Raw genomic sequence first — 19703 nt, forward strand, 5'->3', positions numbered from 1 at the left:
CCGGCTGGCAAAATGGAGGAGTTCTTTGTCAGGATGGCGGGGTTGGCCAAAGAGCCCTCTACGGAAGAAATCGCTCAACTATTTGCCGACCATGACATGCAGGTTGTGGGCCCTCCGCTGAAGGTGGATTGATGTAGGATGTTGATTGCTGCTGAGCTACGTTCAAGTGGCTAATCGACTTTTGCAACAGCCACTTCCTTCATGTAAAGGGAACAAAACTAGAATTCAGGTGAGCCCTGTATGATAAGCTATCTTGAAATCGTCTTACTGCACCGAGAGCATATCATGGAAGCCTCATCTTAACGATTCACCTAAGGCAGTAGAAAGTATTGCATACCTTAACGTTGGAACCGGCCTGGCCATCCTCAGACAGCTCTCTGTGCGTTATGTACATTCTCAAAAAAGGCTCATACTTGGGACAAGGGCGTGTCTATAATTTGGGGCGTTTCTTGAGGCATGAATTGAAAAGCATAGACTGCCCGACTAGTAGATAAAATCGACCGATTGACACCTAACTCCTTTAAGGTGGCTTAAACTCTTAAAGACGACTGTTCGACCAACGTAATGATTTCTATCTTTTCGGATTGGGTCATGTGGTGGTATCGATTAGTCGTCGGCTTTAAGCCGTGGTGGCGGACCACCTTTTTTTAGTACCCTGTTTTCCAGACTTAACTCGGCCACTAGTTGTTTGTGGGCCTCATTTTCGAATTTGAGCGACTGTACTTCCGGGGCAGTGGCTTCGCGAGTGGTATCGCCGGCCAATCGATTTTTCCCCGCTTCCAAGAATTCTTTACTGCTTCGGCAGCCGATCCAGCGGTAATAGATATTGGTGCCTGCCGCTGAATGTCTTTGATAATGGATCGAACTAGCTTAGGCTCGGAGGCAGATGGAGGTGTTTGGTTCGTTTTAGGCCGATTAGGCAGAGCTTTTTGGTTGAATTAGACATTACTAAGGTGATTTAGGTGAAATAAGCTATCTCTTCCCATCCCCACCCTATTTATCCACTTTTACTTGACGACGTATACTTCGGCACAAAACGTGTTTGCAAGCGGCATCGATTTATTTCGATAAATAACTACAAACTAATTCAGGCATACCGCTAAACGTACACGCTAAGGTACGTACTAAACATTCTATATACTTGATAATCAAAGTACTATTTACATTCAAGAGAATAGTATCTACGTTTGAGTCCTGAAAGTAACAAAGGGTGATCAAGACACAACTATCTTAAAATTAAGCGATTAGGTAGTGCTACTACTTATACTATAAAGCTCAATTTAAAGACATACTTCTTTTTCAATCCTATTTTAATTTACTTATATTACATATTTAGTTACATGACCATTCCGTATTCATTTCAGTTGACCCAAGAAAGTTACCCTGAAAAAGGCTGTTCGTTTACCAATTCCTTACCGCTACTGACTTGGTGTGCGCTTGCTCACAGCTTACTCCCATTGCTTATTTCTATAATGCTGATTGCCTGTAGGGCTGACTTAATCCCAAATGGCTCCTGTATGCTCAGGAGTCACTTCTATGTATAAGGTTCTTTCAGCGCGTATTCCGCACGATCATTCACCAGCCAATCACCAGGCCAGCCCATTGGTCAAATCCGGCAGTTCGCTGCTTTTAACGAAGTGGATTAGCCCAGGGTAAGCCCGGGAAGCGCCGACTGCGGTCGGATACAATTTTTCCGAGAACAACATTAAATCAACGATAATTATGTACCATCAAGTCCCCCAGAAGCCGATTCGCCGAGCCTACAGAACACCCCGGTTAATCTCCTTAGGCTCAGTTAGACAATTAACCTTAAAGATCGGCTCGGTCAGCGACGGCTCGTCGCTGCATGTGGGTTAAACCGTTTTTCAAAATACGACCGGAATGAGTCAGCCTACTCTACGCCAGTAGACCTAGATGGCAGACGGCTGTATTACCTCCAAATCGATGGAAACCAAGAAGAAACGCAATCGGGTGCAGACTTACCAGCGGATACTCCTCGCCCTGCAGACGGTCATGGCCCGCCATGGCTGGCACGAAGTCACCGTTCATATGGTGGCTCAGGAAGCCCAGCTCAGTAAAGTGCTCATCTATCGCTATTTCGGCAGTCTGGACGGACTGCTGCAGGCTTACGCCCAACAGGGATCTGTGTTTGCCCCACTCCCCCTAAACCAGTTTCCGCTTTCCCCGCTCGGGCCCGAGCGGGGAAAGGCCATGGCCTGGACAGCGCAGACCAGACACTTATTCCGGCAGTTGCGAACCAGTAAGGCAAAGCGGGAATTGCTCAAGCTCAGTTTGAGGGGTAATGATGACTTCGCCAAACAAGTGGCTCAATCCCAGGATAGCCAGCTCCAGGAGTTTGTCCGGCATTTGCCAGGGCTGGCCGAGCTGGCGGGTGAAGACCCACCAGCGGTATTGAGTATCGTTCTGGGTGGGTTATCCTATCTGACTCTGCTGGCTCATCTAGATCGTCCGATGCTGGGCATTGAGCTGCGCAGCGAAGCAGGCTGGGGCCGGGTGGAAGCCGCCGTCCAGACCCTCTACCAATCGCTGGACACTTCGCCTACCCATCGGGTACAACACCGGCCGTCTGAGTTGGTCTTCCGGGAGTAATCGGTTGCCTTGCTTTCTACCTGGCTATCCGTTCCGTGCCCTGGGCCTGTACCGTTTTGTAGAATCTGACTGGCTATAACCAGAGTCAGCTCAACCCAGTCGTTGGTAACCGAGACTTAGGCTACCAGCCCTTAATAGTGTACCTTTTTTAACAACTCATCTTTTTCAACCGCTTACCTAACGCTTACTTCTTACGATGAAACAACTTTTCCTGTTGACCTATGCTTTTCTTTGGATGGTCCTGGGGGCTACGTTGAGCTGGGCTCAGTGCCCGGCCACCGAGTCCTACGTCACCTCTACCACCGTGGCCAGTTGCCCGTCCAACGGCGTCATCCAACTGACTAATCCAGCCGACGTCCCTGTCAACGGCGGGCAGGGCGTAGCCGGGGCCATCTACACCATCACTGCCGGCCCCGCCAGTGGCGGTTATCAGACCACCGGCCAGAGTGCCAACCGCTTCGAAGGCTTACCACCGGGTACCTATTCGGTGACCATTTCTAAACCCGGTTGCACCAATGTGGTCAAGTCTACTATTGTGATCGCTTCGACCTACACCCCCATCAGTTTAACCGCAACGGTGACCGATCAATGCACCGGAGGACAGCCAGGGGGTACCATCACGGCCAGTTCCACGGGCGGAACGGCGCCCATCGAGTACGCCTTCATCCAGGCTCCCTCGGCCAATGTCGACGAAGCGCTGCTTACGTATGGCCCTGCCTCGACAACGACTACGACCAGTTTCGGTACCTTTCAAGTCCGGGCCCGCGATGCCTGTGGCGTGTTTACCACCCAGACCGTCAACATACAACCCAACACCGTCAAGGCCTATTTTAACCCGACCGGTTCGGCTAAGGACTGCGACACCTATGCCATCAGTGGTAGCCTCAACCCCGTTGCGGGAGGAGCCAGTCTGACCCCCAATCCAGCCAATCCCTATACCATCGAGTTGTTCGATGTGGCCACCACCAATCCCTGTGGCATTCCGTCCGGTGCAGCTCCGTTCCAGACCATCACGGCCAGTTCCCCGGCCGACCTGCGCTTCGATCTGGACAAAACGCATGGCTTGCTGGCTATTCGCACCACCAGCCCCTGTGGCGAAGTCGAGGTGCGGTGCTATAACCTGAGCAGTACTTTCGGCCCTACCCTAAGCCGGATAGTGTCCCCTTCCTGTGAGATCACGAACGGGACCAATGGGGTGGACATGCTGCTGCAGCCAGGCCGCTTTACGGCCCCGCTGCAGGTGACCATTACCAGTCAGGGGCCGGGTAACCCGGTGCTGACTACCGATCAGTTACCCAATAACAATGCCAAGTTATATGCGCTGCCGTACGTGGCCGAAGGCTACGCCGTCTCGGTCGAAGATGCCTGTGGCCAGGTGCGCTCGTTTACCCTGGCCACGCCCCCCACGGGAGCTTCTCCGGTGGGCGTGAGTGTGAGCACCAGCCTGGGCTGCGCCGATGCGCTGGGGTCGAAACGAACCACTATCACCCTCTCGGGCGGGGCCACCGGGCTACTGGAAGCCGGATCCAGCGTTGTGCTCACGGCAGGCCCAGAGGGGTCCATCGCACCGGCCCGTCCAGCCGACGGCTCCAGTAATTCAGGCACCGCCTATTACTGGAATAACCTAGCGCCGGGCGTGTATACGGGCCAGCTTGAACCCAAAGACAACACCTGCGGCCCTACCAGCTTTACCTTTACAGTCCCCCAGAACTCCCCTACTTCGCCAGGTTTAAACTACAGCCTGACGGGTTCGGTCGCTACGCTTTGCAGTGGCAACGCCAGTCTGTCAACCTCCTTCAACTACAATGGGGGCACCCCGGTTACCTATCAACTGCGTAATGCAGCCAATCAACTCATTGCCACCAACACCACCGGCTTTTTTACCGAGCTGGCTCCCGATGTCTATACCGTGACGGCCTCGGCCTCAACGGGCTGCGGGGTGAGTTTGAGCCAGACGCAGTCGTTCACCCTACCGGTAAGCGATACCACGCCCCGCATCACCAAGAAAGTCGGCATTGTCTGCGAATCGGGAGGAACCCCCGCTTCCAGCGGTCAGGCCTTCTTCGCCTTCAGTGGGCTAGCTCCCTACCGGCTGGAGGTGAGCCCGGCGGGCGGAGCCAACTGGTCGACCATCGCTACAGGCATCAGCTCGAACACGTTTGCCGTGAGTAACCTGGCCGCCAACGGCACCTACGATTTTCGGTTGAGTGATAACTGCGGTAAGTCTACGGTAACCACCGTCTCGATCAAGTCGCTGGAGGCCCAGCAGGTGGAGAACCGGGACGAACCCTGCGCGGGCCAGCCCTATACGCTGAGTGCCCCGGAGTATCCGGGTGCCAGCTACCGCTGGACCAAAGACGGTAGCCTGATTTCAACCGATCGCCAGGTGGTGTTTAATCCCTTTCAGGCCAGTGACAATGGGGTCTACGAAGTGACCATCACCCTGGGGGGCGGCTGCGTAGTCCGTACCGCGCGCGTGACCCTGAACAGTAGCAATTGTGGGCAGGAGCTGCCCGTGCACCTGGTTTCGTTTCAGGCTAAGGTGCTGGCCGGTCAGTCGGTGCAGCTCGACTGGGTAACGGCCTGGGAGAAAGACAATGCTTTCTTTCAGGTGCAACGGAGTAAAGATCTGGCCGGCTTCGAAACCATCGGTCAGGTAGCCGCCGGGGAAGGCAAAAGCCAGGGCACCACTTACCAGTACGTCGACCACCAGCCGTATGGGGGTACGAGTTACTATCGGCTGGTGCAGGTAGATCAGGGGGGCATGTTGACGACCTACCCAGCGGTGGCAGTTGTGCTGCGCACAGAAACCTACGGTGTCTATCCTAACCCGGTGATCGACGCCCGTTTCACGCTGAGTCTGGATGAACCCGAATCAGCCCGGATTCAGCTATACAGCGGGGATGGCCGTCGGTTGGCCGTCGAGCGACGGGTGCTTAGTACCTCTCAGGTAGAATTAACGGTAAGCCAGAAGCTGGCCGTCGGCACCTACTTGCTGGTGGTAGAAGAGCGCGCTCAGAAGCGGACCTACCATCTGATCGTTCAGAAATAAATCCGCGATGGGGGCCTGCGGGCTTGCTTAATGAAACCTCAGCCTGCACCGGATCATAAGGTCAATCCTATGCGTCCGGTGCAGGCTGAGGTTCTAATTGTTTACCTACGAATGGTCTTTAGGCAGATTCGCCTTGGCTATGAGGAGCTATTTTCCGTTGAACGCCAACTCCGGCAACAGGACAATGCCTGACTCATCTGCTGAACTGAACACACTGTTTCCTGCCGGAATCGATGGGAAGCATTCGTCAGGAAACGGTTATCGCACTCAGCTTCTGTTTAGTTAAGCGTCAGTATGGATCATGCCTTTTATCGGGGATGGGCGAGTAGGACACTTTCTTTAGGTTCTGGCAACAGAATGCTTTCTTCGTTAATCAAGGCTTTCAGCGGTTCATTGGCCAGCGTATCCAATAGTCGATAGCGCAGCTGAAAGGTCTTTACCCGATTCGCCGGCCGAATCCACTTCATAATCTTGCAGTGGCAGTTCGCATTTTCAGGTGTGTTGGTAACTTCTTCGAGCGAACCGCCTTTTCCCTGCTTTATAAATACATTCCGAATACCGATCATCTCATTGGCATCCCCCGTGTCGAAACTCCAGGTTGTGGCAATACTCGTGAGATACCCTTTACGTTTATCGAGCCGCAGCAAGGCATGAATGGGCGACTCTACGTTTCCCGTAGTATTCTTCACTCGTGAATAAATCGATACCAACCCTGGCGATTCAAATTGCATATACCCCACATGGTCGATATTCGCTCCGTGTCGGTAGTAGATAAAATAGCCATCTTTGTAGGTGATTTCCACCAGGTTATTGGCTACCTGATGATACCGGTTAGGATCGTTGACCCGCGCCTGAGGTGCCCCCGTATAATACAGCCAGATACCCGACAAACTGTCGATTTCGGCCTGAGTTGGTCGATAGGGAAGAATGTTTAGATCGTGCCGTAGGGTTGCCCACTGGTTTCGTTCCGTCACCCAACGGGCACTAACGAAGACCAGTAAGGCGATACAAAAGAGTAAACCAACCAGCCAGGCCACCGTCTTTTTCCCGCCTGAAACCCGTAGTCGACGAGCCAGCAGTTCGTTTTCCTGTCGACACGCTGCCAGTTGCTCTTGAAGCGCCTTCTGCTCGTCTAGTCGTACTCTAACCGACGCATCTACGCCCTCGATGAGGTTATCATCCAGTGGATTCTGCTCGAACCCTTTGCGGCCCACGCCGTACAAATAAATATAGCAGGCATCAAGCAGAAACGGACGTGGATTCGCGACGAGTCCGTTATACGCATCTTTAACCTGAACGCCCGTAATGTCATACTTCCGGTGCGGATACTCTACCTGCCTGGGGTTCGGATCGGGGGGATAAAGAACATGGTTGAGCCGATGCGCCGTATTGGGCAGCTCCTGACTTATGGCACTAAGCCGTTTGGCGATGTCCTCGTAATTTTTGGGATTCGTATTCCGTATGACTGGCTGGCCCGTTTCCAGTTGATACGAGTCAATCACTTTCCCAAGCAAGTAGCTGATCTCCTCTTTACCCGTTTTGATTTTCATTCAACACGTAAGCGCCTATTTTTTAGACGTTTATAAAAATAAATTAAGGCCTGATAAATTTCCATAAAAATACGATTCATTTCGTAAGCTCAGCAGATACTTATAAGCCGGCCTGGCAGGAAGATTAATAGGTAGTCAGGCCTATATTTGTCGACCTCACCGTTTTATCCAAACTAATATGGATAAATCAACAGGAAATTATCCTCGCTATTCATTTCACCATTTCATAAGCTGGCCGCTTTGCATAGGCATGCATACGTTGAAACAACCTCGAACCCTGTTCTTACAACTCGTATTTCTCGCCTGTCTTCTGCTGACGATCCCCGTGTATGCGGCCCGGGTCGATTCGCTGGACATTCCCAGCGCGGTCATGAAGAAAACGATGCGGGCGGTTGTCGTTTTGCCCAATTCGTACCAGTCAGGCGAGAAAAGTAAAACGACGTATCCGGTGCTTTATCTACTCCACGGTGGTTACGGCCATTTCAATGACTGGATTACCAAAACGCCCGACAAATCGCTGCTGCACCGGCTCGCCGACCAATACAACCTCCTGATCGTGTTACCGGAAGGAGAAGTTTTCAGTTATTACCTGGACAGTCCCGTTGTAAAAGATAGCCAGTTTGAGACCTATCTGACCAAAGAAGTTACTGACAAAATTGACAACACCTACCGGACCATTCGGACGGGCAAAGGACGGGTGATCACGGGTCTTTCTATGGGTGGGTATGGCGCATTATACCTGGCTACGCGCCATCCTGAGCTTTATTGTGCGGCTGGCAGTATGAGCGGGGCCCTGAATGTGGACATGAATGCCTGGAAACTACCCGCCGATGCCGCTAAGAACATTCGGACCGAGTTTGAAAAGATTTTAGGACCTTTCACTCAGTCTCCGGATGGCTGGGCCGCTTACTCGGTCGTAGGCATGGCCGATAAAATGAAAACCAATGGACTAAAACTGGTATTTGATTGTGGCGTCGATGACTTTCTGATTGAGCCCAACCGGGAATTGCACCGTCGGCTGGTATTCAATAATACGCCACACGATTATAGCGAACGGCCGGGTGGGCATAGCTGGGAATACTGGCAAAATTCACTGCCGTATCAGGTGCTGTTTTTTAGTAAGGTTTTGACCGAAAATGGCGTCATGATCCGCTAAAGCAGTCCGCTTCTTTGGGCTTCCAATGCTTATAAACCAAATTACCAACCTATCATCTCTATGAAAATCAAACCAATTTTCTTTTCCCTGTTTGTTCTCGCGGTGCCCCTGTTGTCTGTTGGGCAACCCAAAGATCCAATTGTTGCCGGCAAAGGTATCGCCACGGTTTCGACCGCATCCGGTAACGTTCGGGGCTACATCCACAATGGTACGTTTACCTTCAAAGGAATTCCTTACGCTAAGGCCGAGCGGTTTATGGCCCCCTCGAAACCCGATTCGTGGACGGGAGTCCGATCTTCGATGACGTACGGACCCGTTTGCCCGATGGACCCAACCACGAGCACCTATGACGAGGTTGAATTTCCGTTTCAGCACAATTGGGGCTATACCAACGAAAACTGCCTAAGCCTGAACGTCTGGACGCCCGAAATCAGCAAAGCCAAAAAGCGCCCCGTTATGGTCTGGTTGCACGGTGGCGGGTTTACGGCCGGTTCGTCGGTAGAGTTACCGTCGTACGATGGGGAAAACCTGACCAAAAAGGGCGACGTAGTGGTGGTGACGCTAAATCATCGGCTGAATATCCTGGGTTTCCTGGATTTGTCGGGCTACGGCGAGAAATACAAAAATTCGGCGAATGCGGGGCTTATGGATCTAATCTCGGCCTTGCAGTGGGTGAAACAGAACATTGATCAGTTTGGTGGTGATCCGGGCAACGTAACCATTTTTGGCCAGTCGGGCGGGGGTGGTAAAGTAACCAGTCTGATGAATGCGCCTTCGGCAAAAGGCTTGTTCCAGAAGGCCATCGTACAAAGTGGTAGCTACATCACCAGTTTTGCGGAAAGCGATGTGATGAAGAAAGTCAGTGCGGCCCTGCTCGAAGAGCTGAAGCTGCAACCTAACCAGGTCGATTCCCTCCAGAAAATATCTTACGAGCGGTTGAATGCGGCCGGCAAAAAGGCGCTGCGGAAAGTGTCGGATGCGATGAAAGCCGAAGGAAAGCCCGCTTTTGGATTAGGTTGGGGACCGGTTCATGACGGTAACGTGCTGCCCTACCAACCGACCGAACCGGCGGCCATCGCCCTGGCTAAAGATATTCCGCTGCTGGTGGGTTCGACAAAAAATGAGTTCACACCCTTCAATCCGGCTACCCGCAACATGTCGATGGAAGATGCCAAAGCCAGCTTACAAAAAAAGTATGGCGATAAAACCGATGCTTACCTGGCTGCCGTGAAAAAAGCCTATCCAGAAACCGTAAAACCATCCGACTACATCGATATCGACTTCAATTTCCGGCCACTCACCGTTCGGCAGGCGAATGCGAAAGCGATTCCGGGAGCGGCTCCGGTCTATATGTACCTGTTCACCTGGCAGTCGCCGGTAATGGATGGCATGTATAAAGCCATGCACTGCATGGAAATTCCGTTCGTGTTCGACAACATCAGCCGCTGTGAAGAAATGACCGGCGGTGGTAAAGAAGCCCATACCCTGGCCGATCAGATGAGTCGGGCGTGGATTGCCTTCGCCCGAACCGGCAACCCGAACCACAAAGGCCTACCCACCTGGCCGCAATACTCCGCCGAAAACGGGGCCACCATGATTTTCGATACGATGAATCAGGTGAAAAGCAACCCCGATAAGGAGCTGTTGCAGATTGCGGCCAGCAAACAGATGTAAACGAGTTCAGACAGGCTTAACCGGATAAGATAGAAAATCTGATAACCTTTTGGAGAAACGTTGCAAATGAGTTTTTGTCATTCTGACGCAGGAAGAATCTTACTATTTCCACATTGGAGAGTGAGGATAGTTTAAGATTCTTCCTGCGTCAGAATGACAAAAACAGCTTTAGAATAGAAGCTTGAGCAGGTTTATAAAATCCTGTCTGTAACTAATTTTTATTCGCTATGGCCTTTCGTCGACGCAGTTGTTTGTTCGTTTTTTTGAGCGTTGTCCTGTTGCTTTCGGGCTTTGCGGTACAGGCCAGAATTGTGAAACTCGTCGTCACAAAAACCGAACCTTACGCAGGAGGACAAACATTTGGCCGGGCCGGCACGTACGAACGGGTGTATGGACAGGCGTATGGCGAAGTCGATCCCAACCTGGTCTCGAATAAAATCATTCAGGATCTGCAGCTGGCTCCCCGCAATAAGCGGGGCATGGTCGAATACGTCTCGGAGTTTATTCTGCTGCGGCCCACCGAACTGGCTAAGAGCAATGGGTTGCTGTTTCTTAGCCTGCCTAACCGCGGGAACGTATTTCCGGCGGATACGGCGCTGCTCAAACGTGGCTACGTATACCTCTGGAGTGCCTGGCAGGGCGATGTTTTGGCGGGCAATTCCCGGCTGACGATCAAGGTACCGGTTGCAACGGAGAACGGCCGCGAAATCACAGGGAAGGTGCGCGCGGAATTTCAGGTTTTTACCCCTGCGAAAACGCAACTGTTGAGCAGTGGGCCCTTCAGTGGCGCAACGCATCACAGCTACGAAACCGTCAGCCTGGACAACACCGGGCTCCAGCTTACCAAACGCGTTCACGAAGCCGACCCGCCCACTCCCATTCCGACCAGTGAATGGGCTTTTTCGGATTGCAGTACAAGCCCTTTTCCCGGTACGCCCAGCACAACCCACCTTTCGATTAAAGACGGCTTCGATCCAAACTACATTTATGAGTTGGTATACACGGCCAAAAATCCGCTGGTCATGGGCCTGGGGTTTGCCGCCATCCGGGATATCGCGTCGTTTCTGCGAAACACTATCACCGACGAAGCCAGTAACCGAAATCCATTACTATCCACAAATACCCAAACGATTCCCATTCGGGCGGCTATTCTACAGGGCGTATCGCAGTGCAGTAATTTCTGCCGGACGTTCCTGCAACTGGGCTTCAACCAGGATGAAAGCGGCAAGCGGGTATTCGACGGTATCAACGCGCACATTGCCACCCGGCGTAATTCGCTGAACGTGCGCTTCGGCAGACCGGGCGGAGGTGGCCTTCAACGCGAAGATCATTTGTTTCCCAGTAACGAGGCTCCGTTTACCTGGCAGATCACGAAAGACCCTGTTTCGGGCATTACCGGGGGTATTCTGGAAGCCTGCTCGCCGATGGGTAACTGCCCGAAAATTATGCAAACCCTTAGCTCGTCGGAATACCGGCAGATACGGGCGTCGTTACCTACCACCGATCCGGCGGGTAAAAAAGACCTGACTATTCCCGACAATGTGCGTATTTACTTCATCGCCGGAACCCAGCATTCCCCCAATGGTGCGCAGGACCCGCTGAGTGGCTTTCGGATGAACGACAACCCTACCCAACCGACGCTACGGGCCTTACTGATTGCGCTGGAACAGTGGGTGATGGCGGATAAACTACCGCCCGCCAGCGCTTACCCAACTATAAAGACCAGAACGCTCGTGCTGCCCGACGCGCAGCATGTTGGTTGGCCGTCGATTCCGGGTGTGGTGTACAACGGCCGGTTCAACAACGTCCCATTGCTCGATTTTGGCCCACAGTACAACAGCCATTCCATCACGGGTATTGTGACTAACGAGCCACCGAAAGTAATTAAGGAGAATGCTTACGCCGTTTTAGTGCCGAAAGTCGATCAGGATGGCAATGAAGTAGCGGGAATCCGAAATACAACCCTGCGGGTCCCCCTCGGCACGTATACAGGCTGGGCATTACGGCGAGCCGGTTATGGCGAAGGGGATTTAGCCTCGCTCAATGGCATGTTCATTCCGTTCAAAAAAACGAAGGCCGAACGGTTGGCCGCCGGTGACCCGCGCCTGTCGCTGGAGGAGCGCTACGGAACGCACAACGCCTACGTAACGGCTGTCCGTAAAGCGGCCGACGAGTTGGTCAAAGAAGGCTTTCTGTCGCCAGAAGATGCGCAGAATGAGGTGAGTCGGGCCGAGAAAAGTAATGTATTGAACTAGAAATCTTTAGCTATACGATGCTCTCTCTTTTTGGATTTGCCACCATTGGCCTGTTTCTGGCGCTTATCATTAGCAAACGGCTATCGGTCGTTACGGCGCTGGTCGTAGTACCTTTGGTCATGGGCCTGTTGGCCGGATTCGGCCCAAAGGAGCTGGGTGAGATGATTCTGGCTGGGATCAAACAGGTAGCGCCAACGGGTATTCTGCTCATGTTTGCGGTCCTCTATTTTGCGACCATGCTCGATGCGGGTCTGTTCGATCCGATCATTGCCGGCATTATCCGGTATGTCAAAGGCGACCCACTCAAGGTAATTGTCGGAACGGCTATCCTGACCATGATTGTTCACCTGGATGGCGACGGTACGGCTACCTTCATGATTGTGATGTCGGCCTTTTTACCTATTTACAAACGGCTAAAAATCAACCCGCTGATCTTGTCGGGCATTGTCGCGCTAAGCGTCGGTCCCCTGCACCTGGTTCCCTGGTCGGGCACGTCGGCGCGGGCGATTTCTACCCTGAAGACCGATGCCACGCAGTTGTTTAACCCCAATATACCAGCCATCGTCGCTGGCATCAGCTGGGTACTTTTTGTGGCTTACTGGTTTGGCAAGAAAGAACGAAAGCGATTAGGGATTACCGATCTGGCTTATGCGCATCACGAGAACCTGACCGAACAGCAGCAGCAACTACGACGACCTAAGTTATTCTGGATCAACGCTCTCCTAACGATTGCGCTCATCATAACGCTGATGAAGGGATGGGTTCCAACGCCCGCCTTATTCGTGGTAGCCGGTGCGGTTGCACTGCTGATAAACTACCCCAGGCTTCCCGACCAGCAACAGGTACTCCGAAGCCACGGGAACAATATCTTCATGGTATCGAGTATGATCTTTGCGGCAGGAGTTTTTTCGGGCATCCTGACCGGTTCGAAAATGATCGACGCGATGGCAACCTCCCTGGTCTCGCTTATCCCCCAGCAACATGCAGCCTGGCTACCCACCCTAACGGCTATTACCAGCATGCCCGCCAGTTTGTTGTTTACACCGGACGCCTATTATTTTGGGGTTGTCCCCATTTTGAGTCAGACCGCCACGCAGTTCGGTATCGATCCGCTTGAAATTGGCCGGGCTGCGTTGCTGGGGCAGATGACGGTGGGTTTTCCGGTCAGCCCGCTTACCGCTTCGACGTTTCTGCTGGTTGGCTTAGCCGAAGTCGATTTGGGCGATCATCAGAAATTTATTTTGAAATGGGCTTTCGGCACCACATTGGTAATGACACTGGCCGCGCTGCTCACCGGATCCATTCACGTATGAACGACGAGGGGTTATGAAAGAAACGATTCGTATTGGCTGTGGAGCCGGTTTTTCCGGAGATCGACTGGAGCCGGCGGTTATCCTGACGCAACAGGGGCAATTAGACTATCTGGTCCTGGAATGCCTGGCCGAACGCACGATTGCCCTGGCTCAGAAGCGGAAGCAGCAAAATCCGGCCCTGGGGTACGACCCGCTGCTGGAACGTCGTATCGAAGGTTTATTACCCCATTTGCTGGCCAATAACGTTCGTCTGATCACCAACATGGGTGCAGCGAACCCACTGGCGGCTGCGCAGGTTATCGTCGGCATCGCCCGGCGGCTTGACCTGTCCGTAACCGTCGCCGTCGTAACGGGTGACGATGTGTTTACGCAGCTTACGGGTCATGAACTCTCGCTGGAAACGAGTAAACCCGTACGGGAAGCCGGGCCCCTGATTTCGGCCAACGCGTACCTGGGTGCCGATGCGATCCTGCCCGCATTGGCAACCGGTGCTCACATCATCATCACGGGTCGCGTAGCCGACCCGTCGCTGTTTGTCGCTCCGCTGGTCTATGAGTTTGGCTGGTCACCGGATGATGCCGATCGAATTGGCCAGGCTACGGTCGTAGGGCATTTGCTGGAATGTGCGGGCCAGCTGACGGGTGGTTATTTTGCTGATCCGGGCAAAAAGGACGTGCCGGAGATGGCCCAGCTTGGCCATCCCTTCGCCGATGTATCGGCGGATGGAACGGCGGTGTTTGGTAAAGTGGCCGATACGGGCGGAGCGTTGAGCGTAGCGACGGCCAAAGAACAGCTGCTGTACGAAGTCATGGACCCGAGCCGCTACCTGACTCCCGACGTAGTAGCCGATTTCACCAACGTACATCTGGAAGAAACCGGGCCTAACCAGGTGAAAGCAACGGGTGGACGAGGGCAATCTCGCCCCGACACACTGAAGGTGAGCGTAGGTTATCAGGCTGGGTTTGTTGGCGAAGGTGAAATTTCCTATGCGGGATCGAATGCGGTGGGCCGCGCGAAACTGGCCGGAGCGATAATTCAGGAAAGACTACAGGATCGCTTCATGGACCTTCGCATTGATTACATGGGCAGTACGTCGGTTCACCGGACCCGCTTCGGCGACCATCCAGACCCGTACGAAATCCGGCTACGGGTTGCCGGAAAAGCGGCAACCGTTGAGCAGGCGGCTTTGGTGGGGGAAGAGGTCGAAGCGCTTTATACCAATGGACCAGCGGGTGGCGGGGGTGCCCGAAAATATGTTCATGAAGTGGTCGGCATTTTGTCGACACTCCTGGATCGTCGTCAAATCAACTCACAAGTTACGCTCGTTCAATCATGACCATCAAGCTATATGACATCGCTCATAGCCGGGCGGGGGATAAAGGCAATACGCTAACGCTATCGCTTATCCCCTACGATGTCGAAAACTATCCCCTACTCTGCGCTCAGGTTACGGCGGAGGCTGTCAGGCAGCACCTGAACGATATCGTGGCGGGCGAGATTACGCGGTACGAATTGCCCAACCTGCCCGCGCTTCTGTTCGTTTGCCAGCAGGCGCTGATGGGTGGGGTAACCACCTCGCTTGCTATAGACACCCACGGGAAAAGTTTGAGCTATGCGCTGCTGGAAATGTGGATAGAAGGCTAGACAGTTAGGCAAGAGCAGCATCCGTATGCCCGTAGATTGTCATGGCTGATCCGTAAAAAGAGGTGCGTAAAATCAAAGTAGAAGCCCCGGATTGTGTTCATCTTGCGGGCGGTTGGAGATGACAGCTCGGCCGGCTACAAACCAACTCATTGATTTTGCCGGCAGTCAGCCGATCCAGCAGGGCATAGTAGTAACTGTGGTTTCGTTACACCATCCGCTTTGCCTCACCGATGGAATCCACAAAACGGATGCGCCCCATTTTGTTGCTCTCATAGATAAAATCCCGCAGACTTTTACTCGTAACGGTCGAGTAATCACCCACAATCGTGAGTTTCATATCGTAAGTAGAGAATTTCTGAAGAATTTCTCCTGCCAGCCCCGTGCGTAGTTCGAAGAAATCAGGAGCCAGGTTGTGGCGATCGATAATGATCGTAGTAGCTCCCTGATAGGCGCAGTTCGCCAGAAAGTCCAGCGCATCCTGAGCATCATTTATAATGACGTCGTTCGATACCAACTGGGCAACAATTGTCCCGTTTAAGTGTTGCAATTCCACGTTCATAGGTCGTATATGCTTGCGGGCCTCCCTTCGGCGATTTACCAGGCCACGATAGACAAATTTATTTACGCTGATCGTTACCGGAAAACTGTCGGCCAACGGTCATTTTCGACCTGATGTATACCCGTGCAACCATAGCCCTGGCATCTGCTTGACCGACTGTCAACCTTAAACCCTGCCTAACCAGACGCAACGGGCTTTAAGGCGATTTCCGGCGGCTTATAACGAGTAGTTGACGAACGCCCGACTCACTTTGCCCTCCACCGTGAAAAACATGTTTTCGACCGATCGTTTTCCGGTGGCGGTATTCAGGTAATAGATGGTTAGGCTCTGAACCCCTACCAGCAAATCGATGAGCTGGAAATGCAGGTCAGGAATACGACTGATCCCCAATTGCCAATACGTGCGCACTGCGGGTTTCCCTTCAATGAGCCCCTTCGATTCGGGTATGAGACGGGCGGCCATTGGCGTTTCGATCACAAAATCGTCTGAGTAATGACTCAGGATCTGCTCGAGGTCGTGGCTATTCCAGGCATCGATCCATGCCTGAGTAAAGGTTTTTGCAAACTCTTCGGTGATCATGGCTTCTTACTTTTATCAATTAACGACTGATTCCGCAAGTTTCGTAAAGGTTGGAAGCCGCTCGATACAGACCCGTCAGCAGCCGTTCAGAGCAACCCTCCGGTGTCGTATCGTCGTTCAGACTTCTGACCAAATCAGGTCTCTTTCCCGGATACGAGATCCGAATAACGCGTAAGCCGGCATCACGGGTTCACAAATAACGGTAAGAAACCAGGTTCATCGCCAGGAGCCCAACCCATCGGCCACGCCACAAATGACCGGATTCTGCTGGTCGGGTTTTCAGGAAGCCGGTTCGTGTAGAACCCCTGGTGCGCCCGGTGGTAGTTGCCCACACCGACAGGGACAATCTCCACCCGGATATGACTGAGGTCGAAGCGGTAAGGAATTACGTCTGTTGCCATTTCGTTCGGGAAGATTTCGTCAGCCGACCTGTTGCATCGGGCACGAAAATTCAATTTATGACCTGTCTTCCCCAACATTAGATTGACAGTGATGAGCGACAGGCGGGACTTTTCCGCATCGATTCGGGTTTAAAATTCTTTTTCGCCAACCTCATTGGTTGGAAGTCGGGCCGGCTTGTTGCGCTGACGGAACGAGTAACTCAGGTTGAGCAGCAAAATATCCCGCTCCTGGATGTAGTTGGTGGTTGTATAGAAATCCACTCCCCGCGTCGTGATCCGTTGTTCGTTGCTGGCCAGCCTGCCCAAGCCAATATTTTGCCACTGGAACATGACCGAGAGCCGATTTTGGGCAAAGCTTTTCCGGACGGATACATTCGGCAGAAAAAAGCGGGAATCTTCGCCCTGTGCCGTGATCCGTTGCGAGAGGTAGTTCAGATTAGCCTGCAGCAGCCAGGTCGGCGCAGGTTGCAGGGTAGTATTGGCATTGATCGAGTAAGCCCAGGCCTGGTTGTTAAACACCACCGTCTGTTGAAACAACTGACCGGCAATCGTCGACCGATAGACGGTACCACCGACATAAAGCTTCCAGCGTTTGGTAAGAGTCAGGTCTGAGGTTAGTTCCAGCCCCAGGCGTCGGGCCCGCCCGGCATTCGTCTAGAGCCGGTTCAGGATCGTGTCGGCATACACGCTGTTGACCCGATTGACGACGTTCTGTACGTTCTGATAATACAGGGTTGCCTGCCAGGAGCTTCGTGCGCGGGTACGCGTCACGGCCAGTTCACCCAGTACCACAAATTCGGGCAGCAGGGCGGGATCACCCTGTTCGAGCGTTTCCGAGTGTTCGCGTTCAGGCAGCGGGTTGAGAGCCAGATTGCTCGTACGCTGCACCCGATGGCTGTAGCCCAGCCGTACTTGCCAGTCGTCTTTCGGCCGGTACACCAGGTTTAGGGAGGGAAACAGGTTATTCAGGGTCAATGGGTAGGTTTTCCCCGACGGACGGATGTCCACTTCCCGACGGGCCGACTCGAAACGAAGGCCCGCCGTATACTCCCACGCTTTGGCTTTATGGCTGTATTGGCTGTACACACTGTGAATCTGATTGCCGATCCGGGCCTGTCCCGTAAACGCATCGATGACCAGTAGGGGTGCGCCCCGCCCATCCTGGTTCAGGTATCGATACGCGCCATCGTCGTACTGAAGCCGGTACTGATACCCCGCTTCGAGCCGGCCACCCGCCAGGGGCCAGGTCGCGTCGGCATTGGCCCGAACGTTGGAAATCGGTCGATCCGTCGTGGTAAACGTATACTGCAGTGTATCGCGGACGTCGGTCCGGCGAACGTTCAGGTTGCGCGTAAACCCGTCCAGATAATCGTATTCGTAGAGCACACTGGTGCTCAGGGTCGCTTTGTTCCCGAACGTATGCGTGTAGTCGAGGTTAGCCGTAAAAAACTGTCCCCGCTTCCGGACCAGGTTGGCGTTGAAATAGGTCAGCTGACCGATGAGCGTTCCCGTCTGTCGATCGGTGGTGCGGTTGTCGTAGATCAGGTCGGCCGTTCGGTCTTCGGTGCGATAGCCATAGTATAAACCCGCCGACCAGACGTCGGCTTTGCTGGGTGTATAGCTCACGGCCAGTCGGTTGGTCGATGTGTAGCGATTAAAACTCCGTTCACCCACACTCGGAAAGCGAGTGAAGCGGTTGCCCAGAAGGGTGTATACGTCGCCCTCGCGTCGACCGGCCACATCGTTCCGCAGATAAGCGGTGCTAAAGGTCCAGTCCCAGCGGGCGGTCCGGTAGCTGAGCGATGCATCGGCACTATAACGAACCGGATGATGAGCATTGTCAAACGCATTCAGACTGGGTAGCCCACCCTGCCCATTGACCACCGTAGACAATCCGCGATCGGCCCCCGATTTAGTAGTGATGGCTATGATGCCTGCCTTGCCATCTGGATCGTAACGAGCCGCGGGGGTCGTGATCACTTCAACGGACTCAATGGTATTGGCCGGAATCTGATTCAGTAACGTACCCAGATTCGCCTGCACGGGCTTGCCATTCAGCAGAACCAAAAAACCGTTGGCCCCGCGTTGAGTGACCTCCCCCTCGGCGTTGATGCTGATTCCGGGAAGATTTCTTAGCAAATCATTGGCCGTTCCGCCCACCGCAGCTCCGAATTGAGCAGCCCGGTAGGTTTGTCGGTCGGCTTTTACGATTAAATCGGACCGCTGCCCCGTAACCACCACCTCGTTCAGTTGGTTTTTGGTGGGCTCAAGCAGCAAAGAGCCCAGGTTGAGTACTTCTCCCCGGCTGACCGTAACGGAGATAAGTTGAGGTTTGTAGCCAATGAAAAACGTTTTCAGCTGGTATTGGCCCGCCATGACCTGCGTGAGGTGAAAGACGCCCAGCGAGTCGGTAAGCGTCCCCGTTATCGCTACGGAATCGGCCGGGCGGTAAAGCGCCACGCTCGCATACGGAATAGACTTGCTGGTCGAAGCATCCACCAGAAGGCCCCGGAGCTCGGTCTGCCCGAAAATGAAAGGACTGTGTCCGGAAAGCACGAGCAGAAAAAGAAGACGTCGTATCATTTCTATCTAAATACCTATAGAATAAATAGGCTGAAAAGGCAGATGCACCGAAGTGTAGAATCGGTGCGCAAAGGTATTTCAGAAGAATCAGACTCTAATGGTCAGGTTTGGGCTGAATTTGGTAGTTTTGAAACAATACTCTTCCTAACAGCACCTTATCCGAGGCCATGATTAAAACGGAGTCGCTTGCCTTCCCGGTAAAGAATAAACTGGAAAACGAGCAACTGATCAAAGTATCCCGCTTCAAAGAAGTCATCAAGCGCACTAACCCACACAAACATGAGGGTTAGTGCGAACTGATTGTTTTATCGGAAGGAGCCGGTTTTC

General features: G+C 53.2%; 12 protein-coding genes and 1 pseudogene. 8 read left to right on the top strand and 5 right to left on the bottom strand.

Features of this window, described 5'->3' with window-relative positions; translation table 11 throughout:
- The first annotated feature begins 1944 nt into the window (after window positions 1–1944).
- Together ACYVC2_RS11600 and ACYVC2_RS11605 are read left to right on the top strand one after the other, a co-directional pair.
- The gene (locus tag ACYVC2_RS11600) at window positions 1945–2610 is read left to right on the top strand and encodes a TetR/AcrR family transcriptional regulator (RefSeq protein ID WP_461102590.1); all 666 of its coding nucleotides are present in this window, start codon (window positions 1945–1947) and stop codon (window positions 2608–2610) included.
- A 196-nt stretch (window positions 2611–2806) separates the two neighbouring features.
- Window positions 2807–5662: a T9SS type A sorting domain-containing protein gene (locus ACYVC2_RS11605; RefSeq protein WP_461102591.1), complete on the top strand. Its 2856-nt coding sequence runs from the start codon at window positions 2807–2809 to the stop codon at window positions 5660–5662.
- A gap of 308 nt (window positions 5663–5970) precedes the next feature.
- Here ACYVC2_RS11605 and ACYVC2_RS11610 read toward each other — a convergent pair whose 3' ends face one another.
- Window positions 5971–7212, bottom strand: coding sequence for a hypothetical protein (locus ACYVC2_RS11610; protein ID WP_461102592.1), 1242 nt, complete (start codon window positions 7210–7212; stop codon window positions 5971–5973).
- Between the two features lie 250 nt (window positions 7213–7462).
- Here ACYVC2_RS11610 and ACYVC2_RS11615 point away from each other — a divergent pair, with 250 nt between their 5' ends.
- The 6 genes from ACYVC2_RS11615 (at window position 7463) to ACYVC2_RS11640 (ending at window position 15254) form a co-directional block, all read left to right on the top strand.
- Window positions 7463–8368, top strand: coding sequence for an alpha/beta hydrolase (locus tag ACYVC2_RS11615; RefSeq protein WP_461102593.1), 906 nt, complete (start codon window positions 7463–7465; stop codon window positions 8366–8368).
- A gap of 60 nt (window positions 8369–8428) precedes the next feature.
- Window positions 8429–10042 carry a carboxylesterase/lipase family protein gene (locus ACYVC2_RS11620; RefSeq protein ID WP_461102594.1) on the top strand — a complete coding sequence of 538 codons (1614 nt, stop codon included), beginning with the start codon at window positions 8429–8431 and terminating at the stop codon, window positions 10040–10042.
- Window positions 10043–10269: 227 nt separating this feature from the next.
- Complete coding sequence (locus tag ACYVC2_RS11625; RefSeq protein WP_461102595.1) at window positions 10270–12297, top strand: alpha/beta hydrolase domain-containing protein; 2028 nt, start codon at window positions 10270–10272, stop codon at window positions 12295–12297.
- A 17-nt stretch (window positions 12298–12314) separates the two neighbouring features.
- Window positions 12315–13610, top strand: a complete 1296-nt coding sequence (locus ACYVC2_RS11630) for a CitMHS family transporter (RefSeq protein ID WP_461102596.1) — start codon at window positions 12315–12317, stop codon at window positions 13608–13610.
- A 13-nt stretch (window positions 13611–13623) separates the two neighbouring features.
- Window positions 13624–14946, top strand: a complete 1323-nt coding sequence (locus ACYVC2_RS11635; protein WP_461102597.1) for an acyclic terpene utilization AtuA family protein — start codon at window positions 13624–13626, stop codon at window positions 14944–14946.
- Entirely contained in the window at window positions 14943–15254 is a 312-nt protein-coding gene (locus ACYVC2_RS11640; RefSeq protein ID WP_461102598.1) for an AtuA-related protein, read from the top strand. Before ACYVC2_RS11635 ends, ACYVC2_RS11640 begins: the two co-directional genes overlap by 4 nt.
- A 205-nt stretch (window positions 15255–15459) precedes the next feature.
- Here ACYVC2_RS11640 and ACYVC2_RS11645 read toward each other — a convergent pair whose 3' ends face one another.
- From ACYVC2_RS11645 to ACYVC2_RS11660, 4 genes and pseudogenes are all read right to left on the bottom strand, one after another.
- Window positions 15460–15813, bottom strand: a complete 354-nt coding sequence (locus ACYVC2_RS11645) for a DUF4180 domain-containing protein (RefSeq protein ID WP_461102599.1) — start codon at window positions 15811–15813, stop codon at window positions 15460–15462.
- Window positions 15814–16029: 216 nt separating this feature from the next.
- Window positions 16030–16392, bottom strand: a complete 363-nt coding sequence (locus tag ACYVC2_RS11650) for a nuclear transport factor 2 family protein (protein ID WP_461102600.1) — start codon at window positions 16390–16392, stop codon at window positions 16030–16032.
- 182 nt (window positions 16393–16574) lie between these two features.
- Window positions 16575–16793 (bottom strand): hypothetical protein, encoded by a 219-nt coding sequence (locus tag ACYVC2_RS11655; protein WP_461102601.1) that lies wholly within the window; start codon window positions 16791–16793, stop codon window positions 16575–16577.
- 129 nt (window positions 16794–16922) lie between these two features.
- Window positions 16923–19376: pseudogene (locus tag ACYVC2_RS11660) on the bottom strand (TonB-dependent receptor).
- Window positions 19377–19703: the final 327 nt, after the last annotated feature.

It is taken from the genome of Spirosoma koreense (assembly GCF_054777875.1).